General features: G+C 49.6%; 19 protein-coding genes. All 19 read right to left on the reverse strand.

All coding sequences use genetic code 11. From position 1 onward, the window contains the following. Positions 1-238 precede the first annotated feature (238 nt). Entirely contained in the window at positions 239-508 is a 270-nt protein-coding gene (gene rpsO / locus AC0VZ8_RS21325; RefSeq protein WP_006211281.1) for a 30S ribosomal protein S15, read from the reverse strand. A gap of 165 nt (positions 509-673) precedes the next feature. After that, positions 674-1,627, reverse strand: coding sequence for a bifunctional riboflavin kinase/FAD synthetase (locus AC0VZ8_RS21330; protein ID WP_071220124.1), 954 nt, complete (start codon positions 1,625-1,627; stop codon positions 674-676). Between the two features lie 35 nt (positions 1,628-1,662). Then, positions 1,663-2,574, reverse strand: a complete 912-nt coding sequence (gene truB / locus AC0VZ8_RS21335; RefSeq protein WP_220684616.1) for a tRNA pseudouridine(55) synthase TruB — start codon at positions 2,572-2,574, stop codon at positions 1,663-1,665. Beyond that, positions 2,571-3,548 (reverse strand): DHH family phosphoesterase, encoded by a 978-nt coding sequence (locus AC0VZ8_RS21340; protein ID WP_260065167.1) that lies wholly within the window; start codon positions 3,546-3,548, stop codon positions 2,571-2,573. Before AC0VZ8_RS21340 ends, truB begins: the two co-directional genes overlap by 4 nt. 30 nt (positions 3,549-3,578) lie before the next feature. Then, positions 3,579-3,932 carry a 30S ribosome-binding factor RbfA gene (gene rbfA, locus AC0VZ8_RS21345; protein ID WP_071220121.1) on the reverse strand — a complete coding sequence of 118 codons (354 nt, stop codon included), beginning with the start codon at positions 3,930-3,932 and terminating at the stop codon, positions 3,579-3,581. 19 nt (positions 3,933-3,951) lie between these two features. Next, positions 3,952-6,612, reverse strand: a complete 2,661-nt coding sequence (infB, locus tag AC0VZ8_RS21350) for a translation initiation factor IF-2 (protein WP_475484326.1) — start codon at positions 6,610-6,612, stop codon at positions 3,952-3,954. Next, complete coding sequence (locus AC0VZ8_RS21355) at positions 6,605-6,928, reverse strand: YlxQ family RNA-binding protein (RefSeq protein ID WP_181469797.1); 324 nt, start codon at positions 6,926-6,928, stop codon at positions 6,605-6,607. The genes infB and AC0VZ8_RS21355 overlap by 8 nt, the downstream gene beginning before the upstream one ends. Beyond that, positions 6,921-7,232, reverse strand: a complete 312-nt coding sequence (gene rnpM, locus AC0VZ8_RS21360) for an RNase P modulator RnpM (RefSeq protein WP_475484327.1) — start codon at positions 7,230-7,232, stop codon at positions 6,921-6,923. The genes AC0VZ8_RS21355 and rnpM overlap by 8 nt, the downstream gene beginning before the upstream one ends. 25 nt (positions 7,233-7,257) lie before the next feature. Then, entirely contained in the window at positions 7,258-8,355 is a 1,098-nt protein-coding gene (gene nusA, locus AC0VZ8_RS21365; protein ID WP_475484328.1) for a transcription termination factor NusA, read from the reverse strand. A 32-nt stretch (positions 8,356-8,387) separates the two neighbouring features. Next, on the reverse strand, positions 8,388-8,849 hold the full coding sequence (rimP, locus tag AC0VZ8_RS21370; RefSeq protein ID WP_475484329.1) for a ribosome maturation factor RimP: 462 nt from the start codon (positions 8,847-8,849) through the stop codon (positions 8,388-8,390). Between the two features lie 179 nt (positions 8,850-9,028). Then, positions 9,029-13,345 (reverse strand): PolC-type DNA polymerase III, encoded by a 4,317-nt coding sequence (locus AC0VZ8_RS21375; protein ID WP_475484330.1) that lies wholly within the window; start codon positions 13,343-13,345, stop codon positions 9,029-9,031. Between the two features lie 255 nt (positions 13,346-13,600). Continuing rightward, positions 13,601-15,058, reverse strand: a complete 1,458-nt coding sequence (proS, locus tag AC0VZ8_RS21380) for a proline--tRNA ligase (protein ID WP_071220115.1) — start codon at positions 15,056-15,058, stop codon at positions 13,601-13,603. A gap of 222 nt (positions 15,059-15,280) precedes the next feature. Then, positions 15,281-16,549 carry an RIP metalloprotease RseP gene (rseP, locus tag AC0VZ8_RS21385; protein WP_397376666.1) on the reverse strand — a complete coding sequence of 423 codons (1,269 nt, stop codon included), beginning with the start codon at positions 16,547-16,549 and terminating at the stop codon, positions 15,281-15,283. 137 nt (positions 16,550-16,686) lie between these two features. Beyond that, the gene (locus AC0VZ8_RS21390) at positions 16,687-17,826 is read right to left on the reverse strand and encodes a 1-deoxy-D-xylulose-5-phosphate reductoisomerase (protein ID WP_475484331.1); all 1,140 of its coding nucleotides are present in this window, start codon (positions 17,824-17,826) and stop codon (positions 16,687-16,689) included. An 18-nt stretch (positions 17,827-17,844) separates the two neighbouring features. Then, the gene (locus AC0VZ8_RS21395; protein ID WP_071220112.1) at positions 17,845-18,645 is read right to left on the reverse strand and encodes a phosphatidate cytidylyltransferase; all 801 of its coding nucleotides are present in this window, start codon (positions 18,643-18,645) and stop codon (positions 17,845-17,847) included. Between the two features lie 20 nt (positions 18,646-18,665). Further along, positions 18,666-19,433 (reverse strand): isoprenyl transferase, encoded by a 768-nt coding sequence (locus AC0VZ8_RS21400; protein ID WP_071220111.1) that lies wholly within the window; start codon positions 19,431-19,433, stop codon positions 18,666-18,668. A gap of 73 nt (positions 19,434-19,506) precedes the next feature. Next, entirely contained in the window at positions 19,507-20,061 is a 555-nt protein-coding gene (gene frr, locus AC0VZ8_RS21405; RefSeq protein WP_071220110.1) for a ribosome recycling factor, read from the reverse strand. Continuing rightward, the gene (gene pyrH / locus AC0VZ8_RS21410; protein ID WP_006211297.1) at positions 20,061-20,789 is read right to left on the reverse strand and encodes a UMP kinase; all 729 of its coding nucleotides are present in this window, start codon (positions 20,787-20,789) and stop codon (positions 20,061-20,063) included. Before pyrH ends, frr begins: the two co-directional genes overlap by 1 nt. 294 nt (positions 20,790-21,083) lie before the next feature. Next, positions 21,084-21,734 (reverse strand): translation elongation factor Ts, encoded by a 651-nt coding sequence (tsf, locus tag AC0VZ8_RS21415; RefSeq protein ID WP_071220109.1) that lies wholly within the window; start codon positions 21,732-21,734, stop codon positions 21,084-21,086. Between the last annotated feature and the right edge of the window lie 34 nt (positions 21,735-21,768).

The following is a 21,768-nucleotide window of genomic DNA, read 5'->3' on the forward strand; positions in this document are numbered from 1 at the left end:
CCCCTGGTTATACCATTAAGCGAAATTCAGCGAACAGACCACGCCTACAATCTATAAAGAATCTATATTAAGATAACCCCACAAAGTGGAGTTTAGGCTATGAAGCGTACGCAGTACTTTGTGGGGAAGCTCGAAAACGGTAAATTGTACAATACTTAGAAAAGAGCCCGGCTGTGCCGCTGTCGTTCCAAGAAGGACAGTGGACAACCAGGCTGTTTTCGGCACATCTTATGGATGATTAGCGACGCAATCCAAGCTTCTCGATCAAAGCACTGTAACGTTTAACATCCTTGTTTTTCAAGTATGCAAGCAACTTACGGCGTTGGCCGACCATTTTCAACAATCCACGACGGGAATGATGATCCTTCTTGTGAGTACGCAAGTGGTCAGTCAAGTTCGTAATGTTTTCCGTTAGGATAGCGATTTGCACCTCTGGGGATCCTGTATCGGACTCATGAGTTTTGTGCTCGTCAATCAGTTGTTGTTTACGTTCTTGAGTTAATGCCATCCTGTTCACCTCCCTCATTATAATCGCCATTGGCCCAGGTACCGACGGTGAGATCGAACATCCAAGCCAAGGTTAAAATCGCCCAATCTTCAGGCGACCTCTAAGAGTATAGCATACTTTACCTGAAAAAGAAAATCCGTTTGCGAACAATTTGTCCCAAACCGTTTATTCACTGACTTTCAATATTTTGCGGGCCTCGACGGCATCTCGCTGAATCCATTCCACAAGCTCCTGAACCGATTCGAATTTATGCTCCTTGCGGATATATTGAACGATATCCACCGTCATGATCTGGTCATACAGATCCCCTTCAAAATCGAACAGATGGACCTCAAAGATCGGTTCTGTAATCCCTTCGTGGAACGTCGGCTTCACGCCGATGTTCATGACGCCCGGAATCCAGTCGTGATGCTTATCCGTGCGAGCACGGACAGCATAGACGCCTAATGCAGGTGCCACGAACGGATCCGTCAATTCCAGGTTCGCAGTAGGAAAACCGATCTTTCTTCCCCGCTTCTCCCCATGAATAACCGTGCCGCGGATATGATAATTCCGTCCGAGCCAGCGATTTGCATCCGACAGCTGTCCTGTTTTCAAGGCAATCCGTATGGATGAACTTCCTACCTTCTCGCCATCGACCAGGAACGGCGGAACCGTAACTACAGACATCCTGCCTTCGCCGAGTTCCTGAAGCTTGACCGCGTCACCGGCGCCCTTATGGCCGAACCGGAAATCAAATCCGACAACCGCCGTTTGCAGATTCAAGGGAAACAGCATTTCTTCAACAAACGTTTCCGGACTCACCTGGGAGAACTCCTTATTGAACTCGACAACATACAAAATATCGATGCCCATTGCCTCAAGCAGCTGCTGCTTGTCAGGCTGAGGCGTCAGATATCCCTCATAGCTCCCTTTACCAATGACGTCTTTCGGATGAGGATAAAAGGTAATGAGTGCAGCCGGCACTCCATTCTCCCGCGCAATATTAACAGCCGTCGAAAGAACACTGGCATGTCCCAGGTGAAGACCGTCAAACTGGCCGATTGCAGCTACCTTCGGCTCGGCAGCTTCTCGTACAATATCAGAAGATACAGGATAGGATAAAGAAACAACCCTCATGCTTACTCACCTCCACTCACTAAATCCAGTTGTACTTAGGAAAATACTTTCACAGGAACGATAGCCCCTGTCTCCTCTTGCCGCTTATAGATTCCCAGAAAGTTTTCCTTTATATCATACAAACGAATAGGCTCCGAGCTGTCAACCGGCGGCTCCACCGCTCTTGAGGACAAGCGCTGTCCTTGCAGGGCAGCATCGGTTTTTTCTTCAGAAACCGTATGCTTCGGCAGATAATCAATCGCTTGATCCACGGGAATAAGCCGGGTGTGCAGCGTATCATCCTTCATGAACTGCTCAATTTGCTCCAGGGTTAAGCACTGCTCCTCCGTGATTCCCGCTGATACTGTGCGTACCAGCTTAACCATGACAGATGGCACGCCGAGCTTCTTCCCGATATCCACGCAAAGTGTGCGGATGTATGTACCTTTGGAGCATAATACGCGGAACGAAATTTCCGTATAATCCCCTTCAGCATCAAAATCCGTCATTTCGATTTCATGAATCGTTACCGTCCGGCTCTTGCGTTCCACCGTCTTCCCTTCTCTGGCAAGCTCGTATAATCGTTTACCATTGATTTTGACAGCGGAAAACATGGGCGGGATCTGCGAGATCTGGCCTGTAAAAGATTGCAGCGCTTCAAGCGCTTCCTCCCTTGTCACATGGACATCATCTGCCGTCTCCACTACATTCCCGGTAATATCTTCGGTATCCGTCGAATATCCGAGGCGGAGGACCGCATGATACTCTTTAGGCAGTTCCTGCAGGTATTCCACAACTCGTGTGGCTCTCCCCAAGCATAACGGAAGCACACCCGTTACTTCGGGGTCCAGCGTGCCCGTATGTCCGATTCGCTTCAAACGAACCATTCCCCGAACTTTCGCGACCACATCGTGGGATGTCCAGCCTGCCGGCTTGTGAACGGCCAAGATGCCTTCTAATTGTGTCATAGCTTTAATCTCACCTGCTCTATTACTCTAGGAATGACGTCATGAAGCGAGCCTTCAATGCTGCAACCGGCTGCCCGCACATGGCCGCCCCCTCCAAATATTTGGGCTAATGCCGCCACATCCACTTTTCCGGCTGAACGCAAACTCGCCTTAACCATTCCGGACTTCAGCGATTTGAACAGAATGCCGACTTCAACTCCCTGAATGTTGCGGGGGTAATTGACAATTCCCTCGAGATCCTCGCTAACGGCGCCGCATAATTCCATAAACTCAGGCGTTACGTACACCCAGGCTATTTTGCCGTCCTCCGACAGACTTAACGTGTTTAACGCCTGAACCAGCACCTTCATCTGTGGAAGCGTCATTTCCTCCAGTAACGTTTCCGCAATCTCGGGACCGTTGACGCCATAGGACAACAGATCCGAAGCAATACTCATGACCTTGGGCGATGTATTCGAATAACGAAAACCGCCGGTATCCGTTAACAATCCCGTATATATCGCTGTTGCAATATCGGCATCCCAGTTCACTTCAAACAAATTCAGCAAATCATAAAGGATTTCAGCGGTTGCTGCCGCGTCCGGCGCGACCAGGTTGACGGCTCCATAACGATCATTCGTTGGATGATGGTCAATATTAACGATGCTTGCATGATCGGCAAATACTTGTTTCGTATAGCCTACTCTAGCAAAATCCGCACAATCCACACAAATGACGTGTGAGAACGTTCTTCCAGGATGCTGTTCAGACAGATTGAGAATGTCTTCTGCGTGCCACAACATTTTCATGCGTTTTGGAATGGTCCCCTCATTAATCATCGTGAATTTCTTGCCCAGACATGAGAGAAGCCAGCCCACCGCAAGGGTGGAACTGACTGCATCTCCATCGGGCTGAACATGCGACACAACCAAATAATCATCGTGCTCCAGCAGGTATGACTTCACCTGCTGGAGCTCTTGTTCATAGGTCTGCATTCGCCCTCTCCTTTATAAAAACGAACTACTCTATTTCTCTTCGCGATCCACGATTTCGGTCAGCAGCTTCTCAATATGGCTGCCGTACGCAATGGAATCATCGAATTTGAAGATCAGCTCCGGCACATGCCGGAGTCGAATCCGCTTGCCCAGCTCGGAACGGAGAAAGCCGCTTGCCTTCTCCAACCCTTTTAAGGAAGCTGCCTTCTGCTCGTCGTCGCCGAGCACGCTCAGGTATACCTTCGCTTGAGACAGGTCATTTGTAACATCAACACCGGTCACTGTAATAAAACCGATTCTTGGGTCTTTCATCTCCGTTTGGATCAGTTGGCTGAGCTCTTTTTTAATCTGCTCGCCTACGCGCCCAGTTCTGATTTTTGCCATGGTCTGATCACCTCATTCGTTAGCGCTCTACCGTCTCCATGATGAAGGCTTCGATTACGTCTCCTTCTTTGACGTCGCTATAGCTTGCCAAGGTAATACCGCACTCATAACCCTGTGCCACTTCTTTAGCGTCATCTTTAAAGCGCTTGAGGGAATCGATCTTGCCTTCATGAACGACAATGCCGTCACGGATCAAGCGAACTTCTGCGTTACGCGCAATTTTACCGGATGTCACCATACATCCTGCAATCGTACCCACTTTGCTCACTTTAAAGGTGTTGCGGACTTCCGCATGACCGATCACGGTTTCTTTGTACTCCGGATCGAGCATCCCCTTCATAGCTTGCTCAATTTCCTCGATTACATTATATATTACACGGTGCAGACGAATATCAACCTTTTCCTGCTCGGCGGTTTGCTTCGCTTGAACGTCCGGACGAACGTTAAAGCCGATAACAATCGCATTGGAAGCAGCGGCCAAAATAATATCGGATTCCGTAATTGCTCCGGCACCGCTGTGGATAATTTTGACGCGAACGCCTTCCACCTCGATTTTGTTCAAGGAACCTTTCAGTGCCTCAACAGAACCTTGTACGTCACCTTTGATAATCACGTTAAGATCTTTGATCTCACCGTCTTTAATGTGTTGGAACAGATCATCCAGCGTCACGCGGGTATTTGTGTTCAACTCGGATTGACGATGGGTAATCGCACGCTTATCAGCGATATTACGCGCTTTACGCTCATCTTCAAACACCATAAACGGATCGCCGGCGCCTGGAACTTCAGTCAAACCGGTAATTTCAACCGGCGTTGAAGGACCCGCTTCTTTTAATCGACGTCCTTTATCGTTCACCATCGCACGAATACGACCAAAGCAGTTGCCCGCTACGAAGGCGTCGCCCACTTTCAATGTACCATGCTGAACGAGAATGCGTGCTACCGGGCCTCTGCCTTTATCCAGCTCCGCCTCAATAACAGTACCGCGTGCGCGTTTGTCAGGGTTTGCTTTATATTCATTCACTTCTGCTACCAGAAGAATCATTTCAAGCAAGTCCTCCAGACCCATCCGCTGTTTCGCCGAAACGTTAACGAAGATGGTGTCTCCGCCCCACTCTTCAGGGACTAACTCGTATTCCGTCAATTCTTGTTTGACTTTATCCGGGTTAGCATCAGGTTTATCGATTTTGTTTACGGCAACGATGATCGGCAAACCTGCAGCTTTCGCATGGTTAATCGCTTCGACCGTCTGCGGCATCACGCCGTCGTCAGCCGCAACCACGATGATTGTCATATCCGTTACTTGCGCACCACGGGCACGCATAGCCGTAAACGCTTCGTGGCCTGGTGTATCCAAGAACGTAATCTTCTTGTTATTGATCTCGACTTGATAAGCACCGATATGCTGCGTAATACCGCCAGCTTCTCCACTCGATACATTCGTGGAACGGATCGCATCAAGCAGCGTCGTTTTACCGTGGTCGACGTGACCCATGATGGTAACGACCGGTGGACGCTCTTTCAGTTCTTCCGGAGCATCGTTTTCTTCAACGGTCTCAAAACGATCTTCCTCAACCGGAATTTTCACTTCGACTTCTACACCGAATTCGCCAGCGAGCAATAGAATCGTATCGATATCCAGCTCCTGGTTGATGGTGGCCATCACGCCGAGGAAAATCAGCTTCTTGATGACTTCGGAAGCGTCCTTGTGAAGCAGCTTCGCCGTTTCACCGACGGTCATGTTGCCACGGACGATAATTTTCTTCGGCGTGTTGTCGATTTTCTCACGAGGCGGCTGCTGATTATGTTGATTCCGGCCACGGTTGTTCTTTCCACCGCGATTGTTGCCACGGAATCCACCTTGACGGTTGTTGTCATCAAAACGCTTGGAGTCTGAACGATTGTTATTGTTGTTTCTGGAACCGCGGTTCTGGCTGTTACTGTTGTTGTTATTGGAGCTTGTGAATCCGCCTCCGGTTCCACCCGGCTTGCTCTGTGGACGTGCGCCGCCTTGGTTGTTGCTGCCCTGCGGACGCGATCCACCTTGATTACTGCCTTGCGGACGTGCGCCGCCTTGACCGCCGCCCTGAGGACGTGATCCGGTCTGCGTGCTGCCGCCTGGTCTGGATGCTTGGCTACGATTGTTCTGCTGACTTCCTTGTGCGGAGCCAGACTGATTTCTTCGGGTATCCTGTCCTCCTTGGGGACGCTGGGAACCTGAAGGATTCTGAGTGTTTTGATTCGTTCTACTATTCATACCTACCTGCTTTTCCTGTTGTTTTTTGGGCTGGCTTTGACCTTGTTGTCCTGTTGCTCTCTGTCCTGAATTACGCATACCGTCCTGCCCATTACGGTTGCCTTCTGCACTTACGCTAGCGGAAGTGCCTTCTGTTTTTGCATTGGATACAGTTGCAGCCGCATTGGCTCCGGAAACCGCCGGTTTACGATTCTCGGTTCGGGAAGCGTCGCCACTATCCCGCTTGGCTGCTGCATTCGATTTGATATCTTTAAAGAACTGCTCGACCTTGGACACCGTATCGTTTTCCATTACGCTCATATGGTTATTGACCGGAACGTTCAAACGTTTAAGGATCGTGATGATTTCTTTACTGCTCATGTTCAACGATTTAGCATATTCGTATACTCGAAGTTTATTGTCTTTGTTTTCCTGTTTACTCAATATACTCCACCTCCGACATTGTCTCCAGTTTCTTGGAGATCATTTCTGCGAATCCTTGATCCGTAACTGCCAGCACAACCCGCTCGGGTTTACCTACACTTGTGCCCAGACTTTCCCGGTCAAATCCGATTACCAGAGGGATATTGTAAGAACCGCATTTATCGCGGATCTTCTTTGTTGTATTCACTGAGGCGTCACCCGCCAGAATAACCAATTTTGCTTCAGAAGACCGGATGGCTTTGAGCACGATCTCATCCCCGGTAACCACCTTACCTGCCCTCATGGCCAGGCCGAGCTGAGAAAGCGCCCTATTCATCATCGGCAGCACTCTCTTTTGCAGCCAGGAATTCATCTTCCACCTTGATGAAATCCTGTGCCAACTGTTCATAGATCTGAGGCTTCACATGTTGTTTCAACGCGCGATCCAGTGCTTTATTTTTGTGTGCCAGCTTGAAGCAGGAAACTTTGCCGCATAAATACGCTCCCCGTCCCGACTTTTTGCCGGTGAGATCGATCAGGACGGCATCCTCGGGAGTCCTAACAATCCGGATAAGCTCTTTCTTCGGCATCATTTCCTGACACGCTACACATTTACGCAGCGGTATCTTTCTCTGTTTCAAGACGACAACCCCCTGTCATTTGGAATTAATCGACAGAGACGGAATCCTGGTGCATTTCACCTGATTGGGACTTCGGTCTGCCAAATTCCTGCTCCGCCTGACTTTCGCTCTTAATATCAATCTTCCAGCCTGTCAGCTTCGCCGCGAGACGAGCATTCTGGCCTTTGATCCCAATCGCAAGCGAGAGTTGATAATCCGGAACAATTACACGCGCCATCTTCTCATCTTCAAATACTTGAACTTCAAGTACTTTGGATGGGCTCAGCGCATTGGCCACGTATTCTTCAACCTGATCGGAATAACGCACGATGTCAATCTTTTCGCCGCGAAGCTCATTGACAATCGTCTGTACGCGCATGCCTTTAGGTCCTACGCAAGAGCCAACCGGATCGACTTCATCGTTACGGGAAAACACCGCAATTTTGGAGCGGAATCCAGCTTCGCGCGCAACCGAGCGAATTTCAACAACGCCGTCAAAGATTTCCGGCACTTCAAGCTCGAACAGGCGCTTCAAGAGGCCCGGATGCGTACGGGACAGCATAATCTGCGGCCCTTTGGTGGTATTCTCAACCTTGGTAATGTACGCTTTGATCCGGTCGCCATGCTTGAACTTCTCGTTAGGCATAAGCTCGGTAAGCGGCAGAGCCGCTTCGATCTTGCCAAGGTCGATATAGATGTTACGTAAATCTTGACGCTGCAGCGTACCCGTTACGATATCATCTTCCTTGTCAATAAAAGCGCTGTAGATCAGGCCGCGTTCGGCTTCTCTAATGCGCTGGGTAACAACTTGCTTTGCCGTTTGAGCTGCAATCCGTCCAAAATCACGTGGCGTAACCTCGATTTCCGCTATATCTTCAATCTGAAAATGCGGATTGATTTCCCGGGCTGCATGCAGCGAAATTTCAGTCCGCGGATCCAGCACCTCTTCCACAATCAGCTTCCGCGCGAACACCTTGATATCACCCGTATTGCGATTCATGTCTACCCGTACATTTTGCGCCGTGTTGAAATTGCGCTTGTAACTCGAGATCAGTGCCGCTTCAATGGCTTCAAACAGCACATCCTTACTGATGCCCTTTTCTCTTTCCAACTCATTCATCGCTTCAATAAAATCCATACTCATTGAAAATCGGTTCCCCCTTTCAAAACTTCCGTTTAAAAAATGATGGCCAATCTGGCACTGGCTACTTTTGCATATGGAATCACGTACTGTTTCTTGACGGTTTGAATGACTAGCTCCTCGTTATCAAAGGATTCCAGCTTGCCTTCAAACTCTTTCAACCCGTTAATCGGCTCGTATAACGTTACAAACACGTTCTTGCCGACTGACTTCGCAACATCCTCTTTTTTCTTCAGGGGACGTTCCGCGCCAGGAGAAGAGACTTCAAGAAAATAAGCTGTCGGGATCGGATCGTTCTCGTCCAGCTTCTGGCTCAGGTATTCACTGATTAAACCGCAATCGTCAATGTCAATGCCGCCGTCTTTATCAACAAACACGCGCAAGAACCAGTTGCTTCCTTCCTTTACGTATTCCACATCTACCAGTTCAAAGCCGTGTTCGTCCAAATACGGCTGCACCATTTCTTCCACAGTCGTTTTAATCTTTGATGTGCTCAAAGAACATAACCTCCAAGTTGATTTCCTATATACCAAAGAGTAAAGAGTGGGTTGCCCCACTCTTTACACAACGGTTTTATCTCCATGATTACCAAAAAAATTATAACATAGTCTGGTAATAGTGACAAGTATGACTCCTTGACTGTCAAGGCGTCACGGCCATGAATGAATGACAAGAATCAGAACAATGACAACTGGTTGCTCTCCGGCAGACCGCGGAAGCATCCCATTTGGGTTAACAGCTCCACGGCGGTTTTGCTCGCCTTCGATTTTTGCTGGAAATCCTCGATGGAGAGGAATTCTCCAAATTCACGCGCGGCAGCAATGTTGCGGGCGGCATTATCGCCGATTCCCGCAAGCGCAGAGAACGGCGGAATGAGCGAGTTTCCATCCACCTTAAATCGGAGCGCATCCGATTCATACAGATCGATGTTCTTGAACGTGAAGCCCCTCGCTGTCATTTCCAGCGCCATCTCAAGAATCGGCAGCATACCCTTTTCTTTCGGGCTTGCTCCGAAGCCGAGCTGCTCAATCTCTTCAATCCGGCGATAAATCGCCTCATAACCCTGACAGCATAGTTCGATATCGAAATCTTCAGCACGCACCGAGAAGTACGTTGCATAATATTCGATCGGATAATAAAGCTTGAAGTAAGCCGTCCGCACCGCTGAGATAACATACGCGGCGGCATGGGCTTTCGGGAACATGTACTGGATTTTGAGACAGGAATCAATGTACCACTGCGGCACTTTGCATTTCTTCATCTCGTCAATCCATTCCTGTGACAATCCCCGGCCTTTACGTACGCTTTCCGTAATTTTAAACGCGAGGCTCGCGTCCATGCCAGCCTTATAAATCAGGAACAACATGATATCATCGCGGCAACCAATAACGGTTTTGATGTTGCATGTACCATTCTTGATGAGCTCTTGCGCGTTGCCGAGCCAAACGCCGGTTCCGTGTGACAGACCCGAGATTTGCAACAAGTCGGCAAAACTCGACGGCTGCGATTCCACCAGCATCTGACGTACGAATTTGGTACCCATCTCCGGCACGCCGAAGGTGGCCACCGGCGAGCGTATTTGCTCCGGCCTGACGCCCAGCGCTTCCGTTGAGTTAAACATGCTCATTACTTTCGGATCGTTCATCGGTATGGTCGTTGGATCCACGCCGGTCAAATCCTGGAGCATCCTCATCATCGTCGGATCATCGTGTCCGAGAATATCCAGCTTGAGCAGATTCGCTTCAAAGGCGTGATAATCAAAATGCGTCGTTTTCCACTCTGCATTGACATCGTCCGCGGGGAATTGCACCGGCGTAATCTCTTCCACTTCGATGTAATCCGGCACAACGACAATACCGCCGGGATGCTGGCCTGTGCTCCGCTTAACGCCGGTACAGCCTGATGCCAGCCGGTTCAATTCCGCGCCCCGCCAGCGCTTGTTGTTGTGTTCCTCATATTTTTTGACAAAGCCAAATGCCGTCTTCTCTGCCACGGTGCCGATGGTACCGGCACGGAATACGTTCTCCTCGCCAAACATCTCTTTGGTGAAATTATGGGCATGCGGCTGATATTCACCGGAGAAGTTCAAGTCAATATCGGGAACCTTATCCCCTTTAAAACCCAGGAAGGTTTCGAATGGTATATCCTGTCCCTCGCCTTTCATCATGTTTCCGCATTCCGGACAAGCTTTGTCCGGCAAGTCAAATCCACTCGGCACGCTGCCGTCCAGGAACCATTCGCTGTGCTTGCAGTCGCCGTTCAAGCAAATGTAATGGGCGGGAAGCGGGTTAACCTCGGATATGCCGAGGAATGTGGCAACGACGGATGAACCTACGGAACCCCGTGAACCAACCAAATAGCCGTCCCGGTTTGATTTCTTAACCAATTTCTCGGAAATCAAATAGTTCGCTGAGAAACCGTATTTAATGATCGGCTCAAGCTCTTTCTCCAACCGGGCCACTACGACTTCCGGCAAATTCTCGCCATAAATGGACTTGGCCGTGTCGTAGCAGGTGTTGCGGATTTCTTCATCCGCGCCATCCAGAATCGGCGTAAACAGCTTGTCCGGGAACAATTCCAACTCTTCAAAGCGGTCGGCCAGCTCGCTAGTGTTCGTCACAACAACTTCATAACATTTGCTCTGTCCCAAAAACTCGAACTCTTCGAGCATCTCTTCCGTAGTCCGAAAATGCGCGTCAGGCTTGCGCATATCCTTGAGCGGGCTGAAACCGGTAATCCCATGGATGGTAATGTCCCGAAACAGCTTATCCCGCGGTTCAAGATAGTGCACGTTTCCTGTGGCGATGACCGGCTTGTTCAGTTTTTCGCCGATGCGCACGACTTTGGAAATTGCAGTTTTGATCTCTTCGGGACTGCCTACCAAGCCTTTGTCCACCAAATGCATATACATCGTCAACGGCTGAATCTCCAAAACATCGTAGAAGTCGGCAATCTCTTCGGCTTCCTCCTCCGTTTTGTTCAGCACCGTTTCGAAGAACTCCCCTTTTTCGCAGCCGGAAAGCACCAGTAACCCGTCTCGCATCTCTCGAAGCTTGGATTTAGGAATACACGGCACTCGCTTGAAATATTCGGTATGCGACATGGAGATCAGCTTGTACAGGTTTTTCTTGCCCGTCATATTCAAAGCATAAATACCGCAGTGGAAAGGACGGGTATTGGACAGATCCGTACCGACGTAATCATTGAGGCGGTCCAGCATCTTGACGCCTTTGGTTTTGTCCACATCGCTAAGGAGCCCGTTCAGGATTCCTGCCAGTGCAATCGTATCGTCAATCGCCCGGTGATGGCTTTCGAGCAGTACCTTATACTTGTCAGCCAACGTGTTAAGACGATGATTCTTAAGTCCCGGATGCACCAGACGTGCCAGCTCCAGCGTATCCAGGTAGGGATTGCCCAGCGTATCCATCCCGGCATTCTTGAGTGCTGCCTGAATGAACCCCATGTCAAATCGAGCGTTGTGAGCCACAAGCACGGCGTCCCCGACAAATTCAACAAACTCTTTCAATACCGGCTCCAGTTCAGGAGCATCCTTAACCATGTCATCATTGATATTGGTCAATTGCTGGATATGGTATGGAATGCGCTCATGCGGGTTGACAAAAGTGGCGTATCGGCCAATTTCCTTGCCCTCGTTCATCTTAACTGCGGCCAGCTCGATAATCTTGTTTGCGGTGATGGACAAACCTGTGGTTTCAATATCGAATACCACGTAAGTCGCACTGCTCAGTTCAATTGGCTGTGCCTGTTCCACGATATTGACGGCATCATTCACAACGTTGGCCTCGACGCCGTACAACATTTTGATCCCGTGTTTCTTTGCGTTCTTGGCTGCTTCAGGGTAACATTGCACCCCGCCATGATCACTAACGGCAATCGCTTTATGGCCCCAGGCAGCCGCGGTCTTGATGTATCGGTCGATCGGCGTGACTGCGTCCATCGTGCTCATCGTTGTATGCAGGTGGAATTCTACCCGTTTCTCGGCTGCATTATCCTTACGAGATGGCGGCGCCGGCACTTCATTAAGATCGGACGGAATCATCACCAGCTCCGGCACCTGCATAAACCGGTCATATTCCACACGCCCGCGTGCCTTCACCCATTTGCCGTTCTCAAGCAGGCTCAGGACCTTCAAGTCCTCCTTGGTCTTACCAAACATTTTCATTTGCAAGGAATCGCTGAAATCCGTCAGATAGAATGTGAATAACGTACTTCCGTTACGAAGCTCCTTACGATCCAATCCGAAGATGGTCCCCTGAATCGTAATTTTCTTCTCTTCGTCTTGGATTTCCTGAAGCGGAACCGGCGGTTCCTTGATATCATACCCAACCTGCAGCCGAACCGCGCCCTCTTCCTCATCCTCGGCATCCAGCTCAGCTTCCATGCTGCTCATGATCTGCTCGATGACCTCGCGTTCTTCTTCCCGCTTCCTCTGCTCGAACTCCTCGTAAGCCGCCTGACCATTATCGCCGACCTGCATTTTCACGCGCAGCGTCAGATCGAAATATTGCCCGAAAAAGCGGGTAATGGCGGAATCGATCTGTTTCTTGCGGGCAAGCTCCAGCGACATGCCATCCGACATGGAGAGAAGGACTTGCCCATCTTCCACCTCGTATTTAGCCCTTGTCATCCATCCATTGACCGAAGGGATCTCCCGATGTGCCCATTCTAGAAACAAACCCCAGTATTCTTGCACGATATCTGCTTCGGGGACGCTGCTTCCATATCGGAACACAAATTTGATCTTCGCGATATGCCCCATCTTCTCCTGAATTCTCAGACAAAATGTGCGATAGACCTCAGCTGGGACCAAGGTCTCCTTCAGGACGGTTATTCTCCAGTCTTTGCTGGCCTTGCTTATCTCTACCTGCTCGATCACACCATCCAAAAAATAGGGTTCCACCAGATTGGCCGGAACTTCTCCCTGCTTGATCAGCAGTTCAAATCGCTTCCTTTTATCTTCTGTTGTGCCCATGGTTCCCTCCCCCTGCATTACATAAAGCTATAAGAAAAACTTCTATCGACATACACCCATAGAAATCAGACCGCGTTAAGCGGATGTGAAAAATAGAATAAAGCTTCCGCCGGCAGCACCCATTCGTCCTGCCCCAAAAAGTAAGAGCGTCCGCCATACTGCCATCCGGAAGCTTACTCCAGATGATGAATCCCGGTTCTGGACGAAGGACTCCTCCCTCACCCAAACTTGCCCGACATTCATATTATCGATTTACTAGTACGCTCTCGCGAACAGCACGGTATGTTTCGCATCTTCACCGCATACGAGACACTTGGTTTTCTTCTCGGCCGGTTCGAACGGAATGTTTCTGCTCGTAGCACCGGTTTCTTGCTTGACGGTATCTTCGCAAGCTTCCGAACCGCACCATCCAGCCAAGGTAAACCCGCGTTTTTCCTCCATGCTGTCCTTCATTTCATCCAGTGTCTCCACCGAATAGAAATGATCCTCACGGAACTGCTTCGCGCGCTCGAACATTTCCTGGTGCACCTGCTCCAGCATATTCTGTACTTCCTGGGTCAGATTAGCTTGCTCTACGATTTTCTTCTCGCCTGTAATACGGGAGACAAGCACGCACACACCATTCTCCATGTCACGCGGTCCGATCTCCAGACGCACCGGTACTCCGCGCATTTCATACTCATTAAATTTCCAGCCTGGACGCACATCCGGATTGTCGTCAACGCGTACGCGGATGCCTGCGGATTTCAGTTCACGGAACAGTTCGTCCGTACGGCCCACTACCGCGTCTCTCGTCTTCGGCGGACCAATTGGAATCATGATCACTTGCGTTGGCGCGACTTTAGGAGGAAGCACCAATCCGCGGTCATCCCCATGGACCATAATCAACGAACCAATGAGACGTGTGCTCACGCCCCAGGATGTCGTATGAGCATATTCCAGCGTATTTTCACGATTCAAATATTGGATGTCAAAAGCTTGCGAGAAGTTGGTCCCCATATAATGCGAAGTACCGGCCTGTACAGCTCGTCCGTCTTTCATCATCGCTTCAATCGAGAACGTATCCACGGCGCCAGCGAATTTCTCCGAAGGTGTCTTCTGCCCTTTGATTACCGGAATCGCGAGGTAGTCCTCTACGAATTGCTGATAGATATCCAGCATTTGCATGGTTTCCCCTCTAGCCTCAACTTCCGTTTCGTGAGCGGTATGGCCTTCTTGCCATAGAAACTCACTCGTGCGAAGGAACGGCAGCGTGCGTTTTTCCCAGCGGACCACGTTAGCCCACTGGTTAATCAGCACAGGGAGATCACGATAGGATTGAATCCATTTGGAATACATGTGCCCGAACATCGTTTCGGAAGTCGGACGGATCGCCAGACGTTCCTCCAGCTTCTCTCCAGCTGCTTCCGTGACCCATGGCAGCTCGGGATTAAATCCTTCGACATGCTCCTTCTCCTTTTGGAAAAAGCTCTCGGGAATGAACAGCGGGAAATACGCATTCCGATGGCCCGTTGCCTTAAAGCGTCGATCCAACTCTTCCTGGATATGCTCCCAAATTTCATAACCGTCCGGTTTAAAGACGATACAGCCTCTGACTGGAGAATAATCCATCAGGTCCGCTTTTTTGATGACATCGATATACCAGCGCGAGAAATCTTCCGCTTGCGGGGTAATCTCCGTCACGAATTGTTTATCCTTCGATTCCTTAGACATATAAATCGTGTGCCTCCCATTAGTAAAACGCATGGTCTAAACCCTGTTTAACGGCTTGACTGGCGTTATTGGCGATATGTGTGAACAAGCTGCGGCTCTATAGCCCGCCCTGTATTTATAGTAACTCCATTCGCTAGATATCGTTAAACATGAACATCTGCTAACAATAGAAAAGGTACGGCTTTTCGTTGCGGCTGGCGCACCGAGCCGTACCCTAGGTTTTTATCCGTTGATCAAACGCAAAATATCGTTGTAGGTTACGGCTATCATTAACAGGAACAGCATCGCAAACCCGATAAAATGAACCATGCCTTCTCTGTTCGGATCAACTGGCTTGCCCCTTAAAGCTTCGATTCCTAAGAATACGAGCCGGCTTCCATCGAGTGCCGGAATCGGCAGCAGATTGAATATGCCCAGATACAAGCTTAGAATGGCTGCCCAATAGGTGAGCTGTTCGATACCCTGCTTGGCGATTTGCCCCGTCACTTCGAATGTCCGTACAGGACCGCCAAGATCATCCATGGAGAACTTCTGAATCAACTGTCTGAAGCCCTGGAAGATAATATTCGTTGTATCTACCATTGCGGTCCCGGACCCGGTAATTGTCTCCCCAATCCCTGCGGATCGGGTAGGAAGCTCAGGAACAATCCCGACCTTGCCGCCTTCCTGTCCCTCCATCGTCCGCGGAGTTAAGGTCAGATCAAATGATTCCTCACCCCGGCGTACAGTCCATTCCATCGGCTTGTCCTTGGAAGCCGCAATCAATTCGATCATCTTCTGATAATCGGCACCAATGGCGGTTCCGTTAATGCTCTCGATGATGTCTCCCTCTTTCAGATCGGCTTCATCTGCAGGCATGCCTTTCGTAATCTCGCCAATCTGCACATAGGTTGGGTTCTCAACCGGTATGCCGGCCATTTGAATGTGAAGGGCAAACAGCACGAAGGCCAGAATGAAGTTCATGACAGGACCGGCAAAAATCGCAAGCGCTCTTTGGCCGACGGTTTTGCTGCCGAATTGACGGTCTCTCGGTGCGATCTGCGTCTCGACACCTTTGGCTACCGTCAAGGCTTGCGGATGGATTTCGAATTGCTGGAACTCACCATCCACATCAAGCCTAACCGACAAACGATCCACCATATCCATAAACTGGACTTCGCCGCGAATGACATTTTTACGGTTGTCGAGTTGATCCAGATAAATCTTTTTCACTTGATTCTCTGCATTCAATCGAACCGCAATCGTCTGACCGGGCTGAATCTCGACAAGTTCCGGATCTTCCCCGGCCATACGGGCGTATCCGCCGAATGGAAGAAGACGTAGCGTAAACTGCGTTTCATGGCGTTTATATGAGAACAGCTTTGGACCAAATCCAATCGCGAACTCGCGTACCAAGATTCCGGCACGCCGGGCAAAATAATAGTGACCCCATTCGTGCACGGTAACGATCACAAAAAACATGAGCACCGTTAAAAAAACGACCCGAACCATTTCCAATTCTTTACATCCCCCTTTTCCTCTGAGAACGCAGTATGTCCCTATAGATTATCATTATTCTCCTGTCGTCCACAAGAGAATCACAAGCTGTCCGCTTTTTTTCAAGGGAGATTTCAAAAACACTTCAAATCCTATAGTCGGGAAGCTAATTCACGTGAGATCCGATCGCTCTCTTCAATCGTTTCCAGTGCCGGTTCCGGCGCAACATGATGGCTTTGCAGCACTTCCTCAATGATCTCTTCAATTCGCAGAAAAGAGATTTCGCCGCGGAGAAACCGGGCGACCGCAATTTCATTAGCTGCGTTGAATACCGTTGGCGCTGTCCCACCCATTCTACCACATTCATAAGCAAGCCTTAAACAAGGAAAACGTTCAAGGTCCATCTCCCGGAAATGCAGCTTGCCCGCTTCCGCCAAAGATAGCCTTGGTGCAGGCGAAGTCCACCGTTCCGGATAGGTCAGCGCATATTGAATCGGAACCCGCATATCCGGGTTGCCGAGCTGGGCAATGATACTCGAATCGCGGAATTCCACAAAAGAGTGAATGATGCTTTCCGGGTGAAGCAGCACAGAAATGTTGTCGTAAGGAATACCATACAACCAATGGGCCTCGATCACCTCAAGCCCTTTATTGACCATGGTGGCCGAATCAATCGTGATTTTGGCACCCATGGACCAGTTCGGATGTTTTAGCGCATCCTCCACCGTAACGTTGACCAGCAGTTCCCGGGTGTAATCCCGGAATGAGCCTCCGGAAGCCGTCAGCGTGATCCGTTCAATATCTTCATGCCGCTCCCCGTTCAGGCATTGGAATATGGCGGAATGCTCGCTATCGATCGGCAAGAGTTTTACCCCTTTGGCAGCCGCTCGGGCCGTAACCAGATGACCTGCCGTTACCAACGTTTCCTTATTCGCGAGCCCAATGGTCTTCCCCTCATCAATCGCTGCAAGCGTAGAGGACAGACCCATGCTTCCAACAACCGCTGTAACCACCATTTCCGCATCTGTCGCTGCCGCAATCTCGATCAAGCCTTCATGACCATGGAACACTTCGGTTCCGGCAGGAAGATCTTGCCTTATGCTGTCAGCAAGCTCTTTCGTGGCAACGGACACTTTGCGAGGAGAAAACTCTTTGACCTGCTGAAGCAGCAGGTCCTTATTACTCCCTGCAGCGAGGCCCTCAATCTGAAAATGTTCCCGGTGTTTCCTCACAACGTCCAAAGTCTGGGTACCTATGGAGCCAGTGGAGCCGAGTACGCTGATCTTCTTCATGCAACATCTTTCCTTTCATCAGTAAGGCAGGAGACTCAATATATGTACAAACGGAAACACGACGATCCAACTGTCACATCGATCCAGTATCCCTCCATGGCCCGGCAGCAGTTTACCCGAATCCTTGATGTCATACACCCGTTTATAGGCGGATTGCACCAAATCCCCGAGTTGACCGATAACAGCGCATGAAAGCCCGATCAGAATCGCTTGTCCAGCCGTCAGGAATCCATCTGAGAAGAATGAAAAGAGCAGAGATGTGAACACGGCGATGACCACACCGCCGAGCGCACCTTCAACTGTTTTGTTCGGACTGATGGAAGGCCACAGTTTATGGCGCCCCATGGCGCGTCCGACAAAATACGCTCCCGCATCACTTGCCCAGATCGAGGCCAGAAGCAGAAAAGTCCAGAATACGCCATGGCCGTCAGGAGCATGTCGTGATTCGGCAATAAAGGAAAATCCGATTCCGATATACGCTGAAGCCATAAACAATAAGGAAACCCGTTTGATATCAATTACATTCTTCGTCGTCACGGTCGCCAGTAAAAATAAAAGCAGCAGGAGCCAAAGTACATGTTCCCACGGGATCTGAATATTCAAATCAAGCGGACCCCATGGAAATACAAGCAACAGCACCCCCGCATATCCAATCCACGCCGTTCCCCCGAACGGTGCCGTATTGGTCATGCGCACAAACTCATAATAACCGATTAGCGCCATCGCCAGAATCAGAAGATGGTACCACAGACCGCCTATGAAACATAATCCTAAAAAGACCGCTCCCGCTATAATTCCGGTAATCAATCGCTGTTTCAAAACGTTCCATCCTCCATCGGCTACGAAAGTCCACCGTAGCGCCTTGTTCTTTGTTGATAATCGGCTACGGCCTCCACCAAATGGTCTTTGGTAAATTCCGGCCAATAGGCATCCGTAAACCATAGCTCACTATACGCGAGCTGCCACAGCATAAAATTACTTAGCCGCAGCTCGCCGCTTGTGCGGATCAGTAAATCCGGATCCGGCAATTCGCCTGTGAGGAGCCGCTGGCCAATCAGTTCCTCTGTAATATCCTCAGGACGAAGAATCCCGTCGCGCACTTCTCGTCCGAGCGCCTTGACACTTTCGGTGATCTCTTTCCGGCTTCCGTAATTGAGTGCAAAGTTAAGCACAAGTCCGTCATTGCCGGCTGTCTTCGCAACTGCTTCTTCCATCGCAGACACGGTATGGGACGGAAGGTCTTCCGGATGTCCCATCATGCGGACCTGGACATTTTTCTCGATCAGCTCTTCCAGCTCAATAGCCAGGAACTCTTGCGGAAGCTTCATCAGAAAATCGACCTCATCCTTCGGACGCGTCCAATTTTCTGTCGAAAAAGCGTACATCGTCAATATTTTGATTCCCAAATCATCGGCGGCAATGGCCGCTCTTTTGACAGCCTTCATGCCATTCTGATGGCCAACGATTCGCGGCATACCGCGCCGTTTCGCCCAGCGTCCATTACCATCCATAATGATGGCGACATGATGTGGGATGTTGTCCGGAGAGAGCTGATGCGTCTGCTGACTGTCCTCCTGATTCAACCACGATCGAACCCGTTTGATCATTCCATTTCCTCCAGGCATCTTTCTGCAAAAAAAGAGACAAACCCCACCATTGACAGGAGGGGCCACAAGTCTCTTATACTTCCATGATCTCTTTTTCTTTAGCAACGAGGACTTTGTCGACTTCTGCGATAAATTTATCCGTCGCTTTTTGGATATCTTCCTGATGTCTCCGGGACTCGTCCTCGGAAATATCTGTTTTCTCCAATTTTTTGATGTCGTCGTTGGCATCACGGCGAATGTTGCGGATGGCCACTTTCGCTTCCTCGCCGAATTTCTTCGTCATTTTCACCAGTTCGGTTCTGCGTTCTTCCGTCAGTGCAGGTACGACGAGACGAATTTGATTACCATCATTCGCCGGCGTCAATCCGACATCAGATTTCATGATCGCTTTCTCGATATCGGCCAAGGACGACTTGTCCCAAGGCTGGATCATGAGCGTTCTTGAATCCGGCGTGCTGATGTTAGCCAGCTGATTCAGCGGGGTTGGTGCTCCGTAGTATTCAACCGTGATCCGGTCGAGCAGCGCTGGCGCTGCCCGTCCTGCGCGCAGCGTTGCCAGGTCACGCTTCAAAGACAAGATCGCTTTTTCCATGCGTTCTTCTGCATTCTTTTTCACCGATTGCGGCATTAATCTACACTCCCTTTGACGATCGTTCCGATTTTCTCGCCCAGAACGACGCGCTTGATATTACCTTGCTCCGTAATAGCGAAGACGATGAGCGGGATGTTGTTGTCCATACATAACGATGAAGCTGTAGAGTCCATTACCCCAAGGTTTTTGTTCAATACGTCTAGATACGTAAGCTGCTCGTACTTCTCGGCAGTTTCATCCTTAAATGGATCAGCGGAGTACACTCCGTCCACCTTGTTCTTCGCCATGAGAATCACTTCTGCTTCGATTTCCGCTGCGCGAAGCGCTGCAGTCGTATCGGTGGAGAAGTATGGGTTACCCGTTCCTGCCGCAAAAATTACGACACGACCTTTTTCCAAATGCCGAATGGCTCTGCGGCGAATATACGGCTCCGCAATTTGCTGCATTGAGATAGAGGTTTGCACCCGAGTCGGCACATCGATCTGCTCCAAGGCATCCTGAAGAGCCAAAGAGTTCATCACCGTAGCCAGCATTCCCATATAATCTGCTGTCGCACGGTCGATTCCGTTCGCGCTGCCGGCGATACCGCGCCAGATGTTTCCGCCGCCGCATACGATGGCGACCTCCACACCAAGCTCAACCACCTCGCGAACCTGCTCAGCGATCGATGAGATCGTCTCAGCATCAATACCATATCCATTCTGCCCTGAAAGGGATTCCCCACTGACTTTCAATATCACTCGTTTATATACTGGCTGTTCCAAATGATAACCCTCCACTTTAAGACGGCGCCTAAGTATACGACGCCCGTTTGAAAAACGACAGACAGACACACCGGCACTGCTTGACGGTTTATAAAAATCGGGTAAAAACATCCGTCTCAAGTAGAAACTTCTGGTCGTCTAATCAAGACTAAAGTCCATTCTTTCTTGTGAGATAAGGGTGCCTTACTCCGAATTTATAACAATCTTATCTCTCTTATGCCTTTATATCTCTTAAAAAAGAAGGAACACAGGTGTGTTCCACTCTTTTCTATAACTTATATTAGCCCATTCGGCTTATTTATTCACCTGGGACATAACTTCTTCAACGAAGTTGTCTTGTTTTTTCTCCAAGCCTTCGCCAAGTTCAAAACGGGCAAAACGACGGATGGAGATGTTCTCACCGATCGTGCTGATTTTTTCGTTAAGCAGCGTGTTGATCGTTTTGTCAGGATCTTTGACGAAGGATTGCTCAAGCAAGCAATATTCTTCATAGTATTTGTTGATGCGGCCTTCAACCATTTTCTCAACGATTTTTTCAGGCTTGCCTTCGTTCAGGGCTTGGTTTTTCAAAATCTCTTTTTCTTTCTCAAGATCTTCAGTCGGCACTTCTTCACGACGAACATATTTAGGGTTAGCAGCCGCAATATGCATAGCGATATCGCGAGCGAACTCTTTAAATTGATCTGTTTTACCTACGAAGTCGGTTTCACAGTTGATTTCAACGAGAACGCCGATCCGTCCGCCACCGTGAATATAAGACTCTACAACACCTTCAGTTGCAATACGGCCAGCTTTGTTAGCTGCTGCAGACAAACCTTTTTCGCGAAGTACTGCGATCGCTTTGTCGATATCACCATTTGTTTCATCCAGCGCTTTTTTGCAATCCAGCATGCCCGCGCCTGTTCTTTCGCGAAGTTCTTTTACCGCACTAGCTGTTACTGCCATTAGAATTCCCTCCAAATTGGTATGATGAAGTTTT

Source organism: Paenibacillus sp. QJM3NY_38 (assembly GCF_056173265.1).

Excerpts from the sequence above, each read along its gene's own strand:
- rpsO (WP_006211281.1), bottom strand. The coding sequence starts at position 508 with ATGGCATTAACTCAAGAACGTAAACAACAACTGATTGACGAGCACAAA.
- AC0VZ8_RS21330 (WP_071220124.1), bottom strand. The coding sequence starts at position 1,627 with ATGAGGGTTGTTTCTTTATCCTATCCTGTATCTTCTGATATTGTACGA.
- truB (WP_220684616.1), bottom strand. The coding sequence starts at position 2,574 with ATGACACAATTAGAAGGCATCTTGGCCGTTCACAAGCCGGCAGGCTGG.
- AC0VZ8_RS21340 (WP_260065167.1), bottom strand. The coding sequence starts at position 3,548 with ATGCAGACCTATGAACAAGAGCTCCAGCAGGTGAAGTCATACCTGCTG.
- rbfA (WP_071220121.1), bottom strand. The coding sequence starts at position 3,932 with ATGGCAAAAATCAGAACTGGGCGCGTAGGCGAGCAGATTAAAAAAGAG.
- AC0VZ8_RS21355 (WP_181469797.1), bottom strand. The coding sequence starts at position 6,928 with ATGAATAGGGCGCTTTCTCAGCTCGGCCTGGCCATGAGGGCAGGTAAG.
- nusA (WP_475484328.1), bottom strand. The coding sequence starts at position 8,355 with ATGAGTATGGATTTTATTGAAGCGATGAATGAGTTGGAAAGAGAAAAG.
- AC0VZ8_RS21375 (WP_475484330.1), bottom strand. The coding sequence starts at position 13,345 with ATGGGCACAACAGAAGATAAAAGGAAGCGATTTGAACTGCTGATCAAG.
- proS (WP_071220115.1), bottom strand. The coding sequence starts at position 15,058 with ATGTCTAAGGAATCGAAGGATAAACAATTCGTGACGGAGATTACCCCG.
- rseP (WP_397376666.1), bottom strand. The coding sequence starts at position 16,549 with ATGGTTCGGGTCGTTTTTTTAACGGTGCTCATGTTTTTTGTGATCGTT.
- AC0VZ8_RS21390 (WP_475484331.1), bottom strand. The coding sequence starts at position 17,826 with ATGAAGAAGATCAGCGTACTCGGCTCCACTGGCTCCATAGGTACCCAG.
- AC0VZ8_RS21400 (WP_071220111.1), bottom strand. The coding sequence starts at position 19,433 with ATGATCAAACGGGTTCGATCGTGGTTGAATCAGGAGGACAGTCAGCAG.
- frr (WP_071220110.1), bottom strand. The coding sequence starts at position 20,061 with ATGCCGCAATCGGTGAAAAAGAATGCAGAAGAACGCATGGAAAAAGCG.
- tsf (WP_071220109.1), bottom strand. The coding sequence starts at position 21,734 with ATGGCAGTAACAGCTAGTGCGGTAAAAGAACTTCGCGAAAGAACAGGC.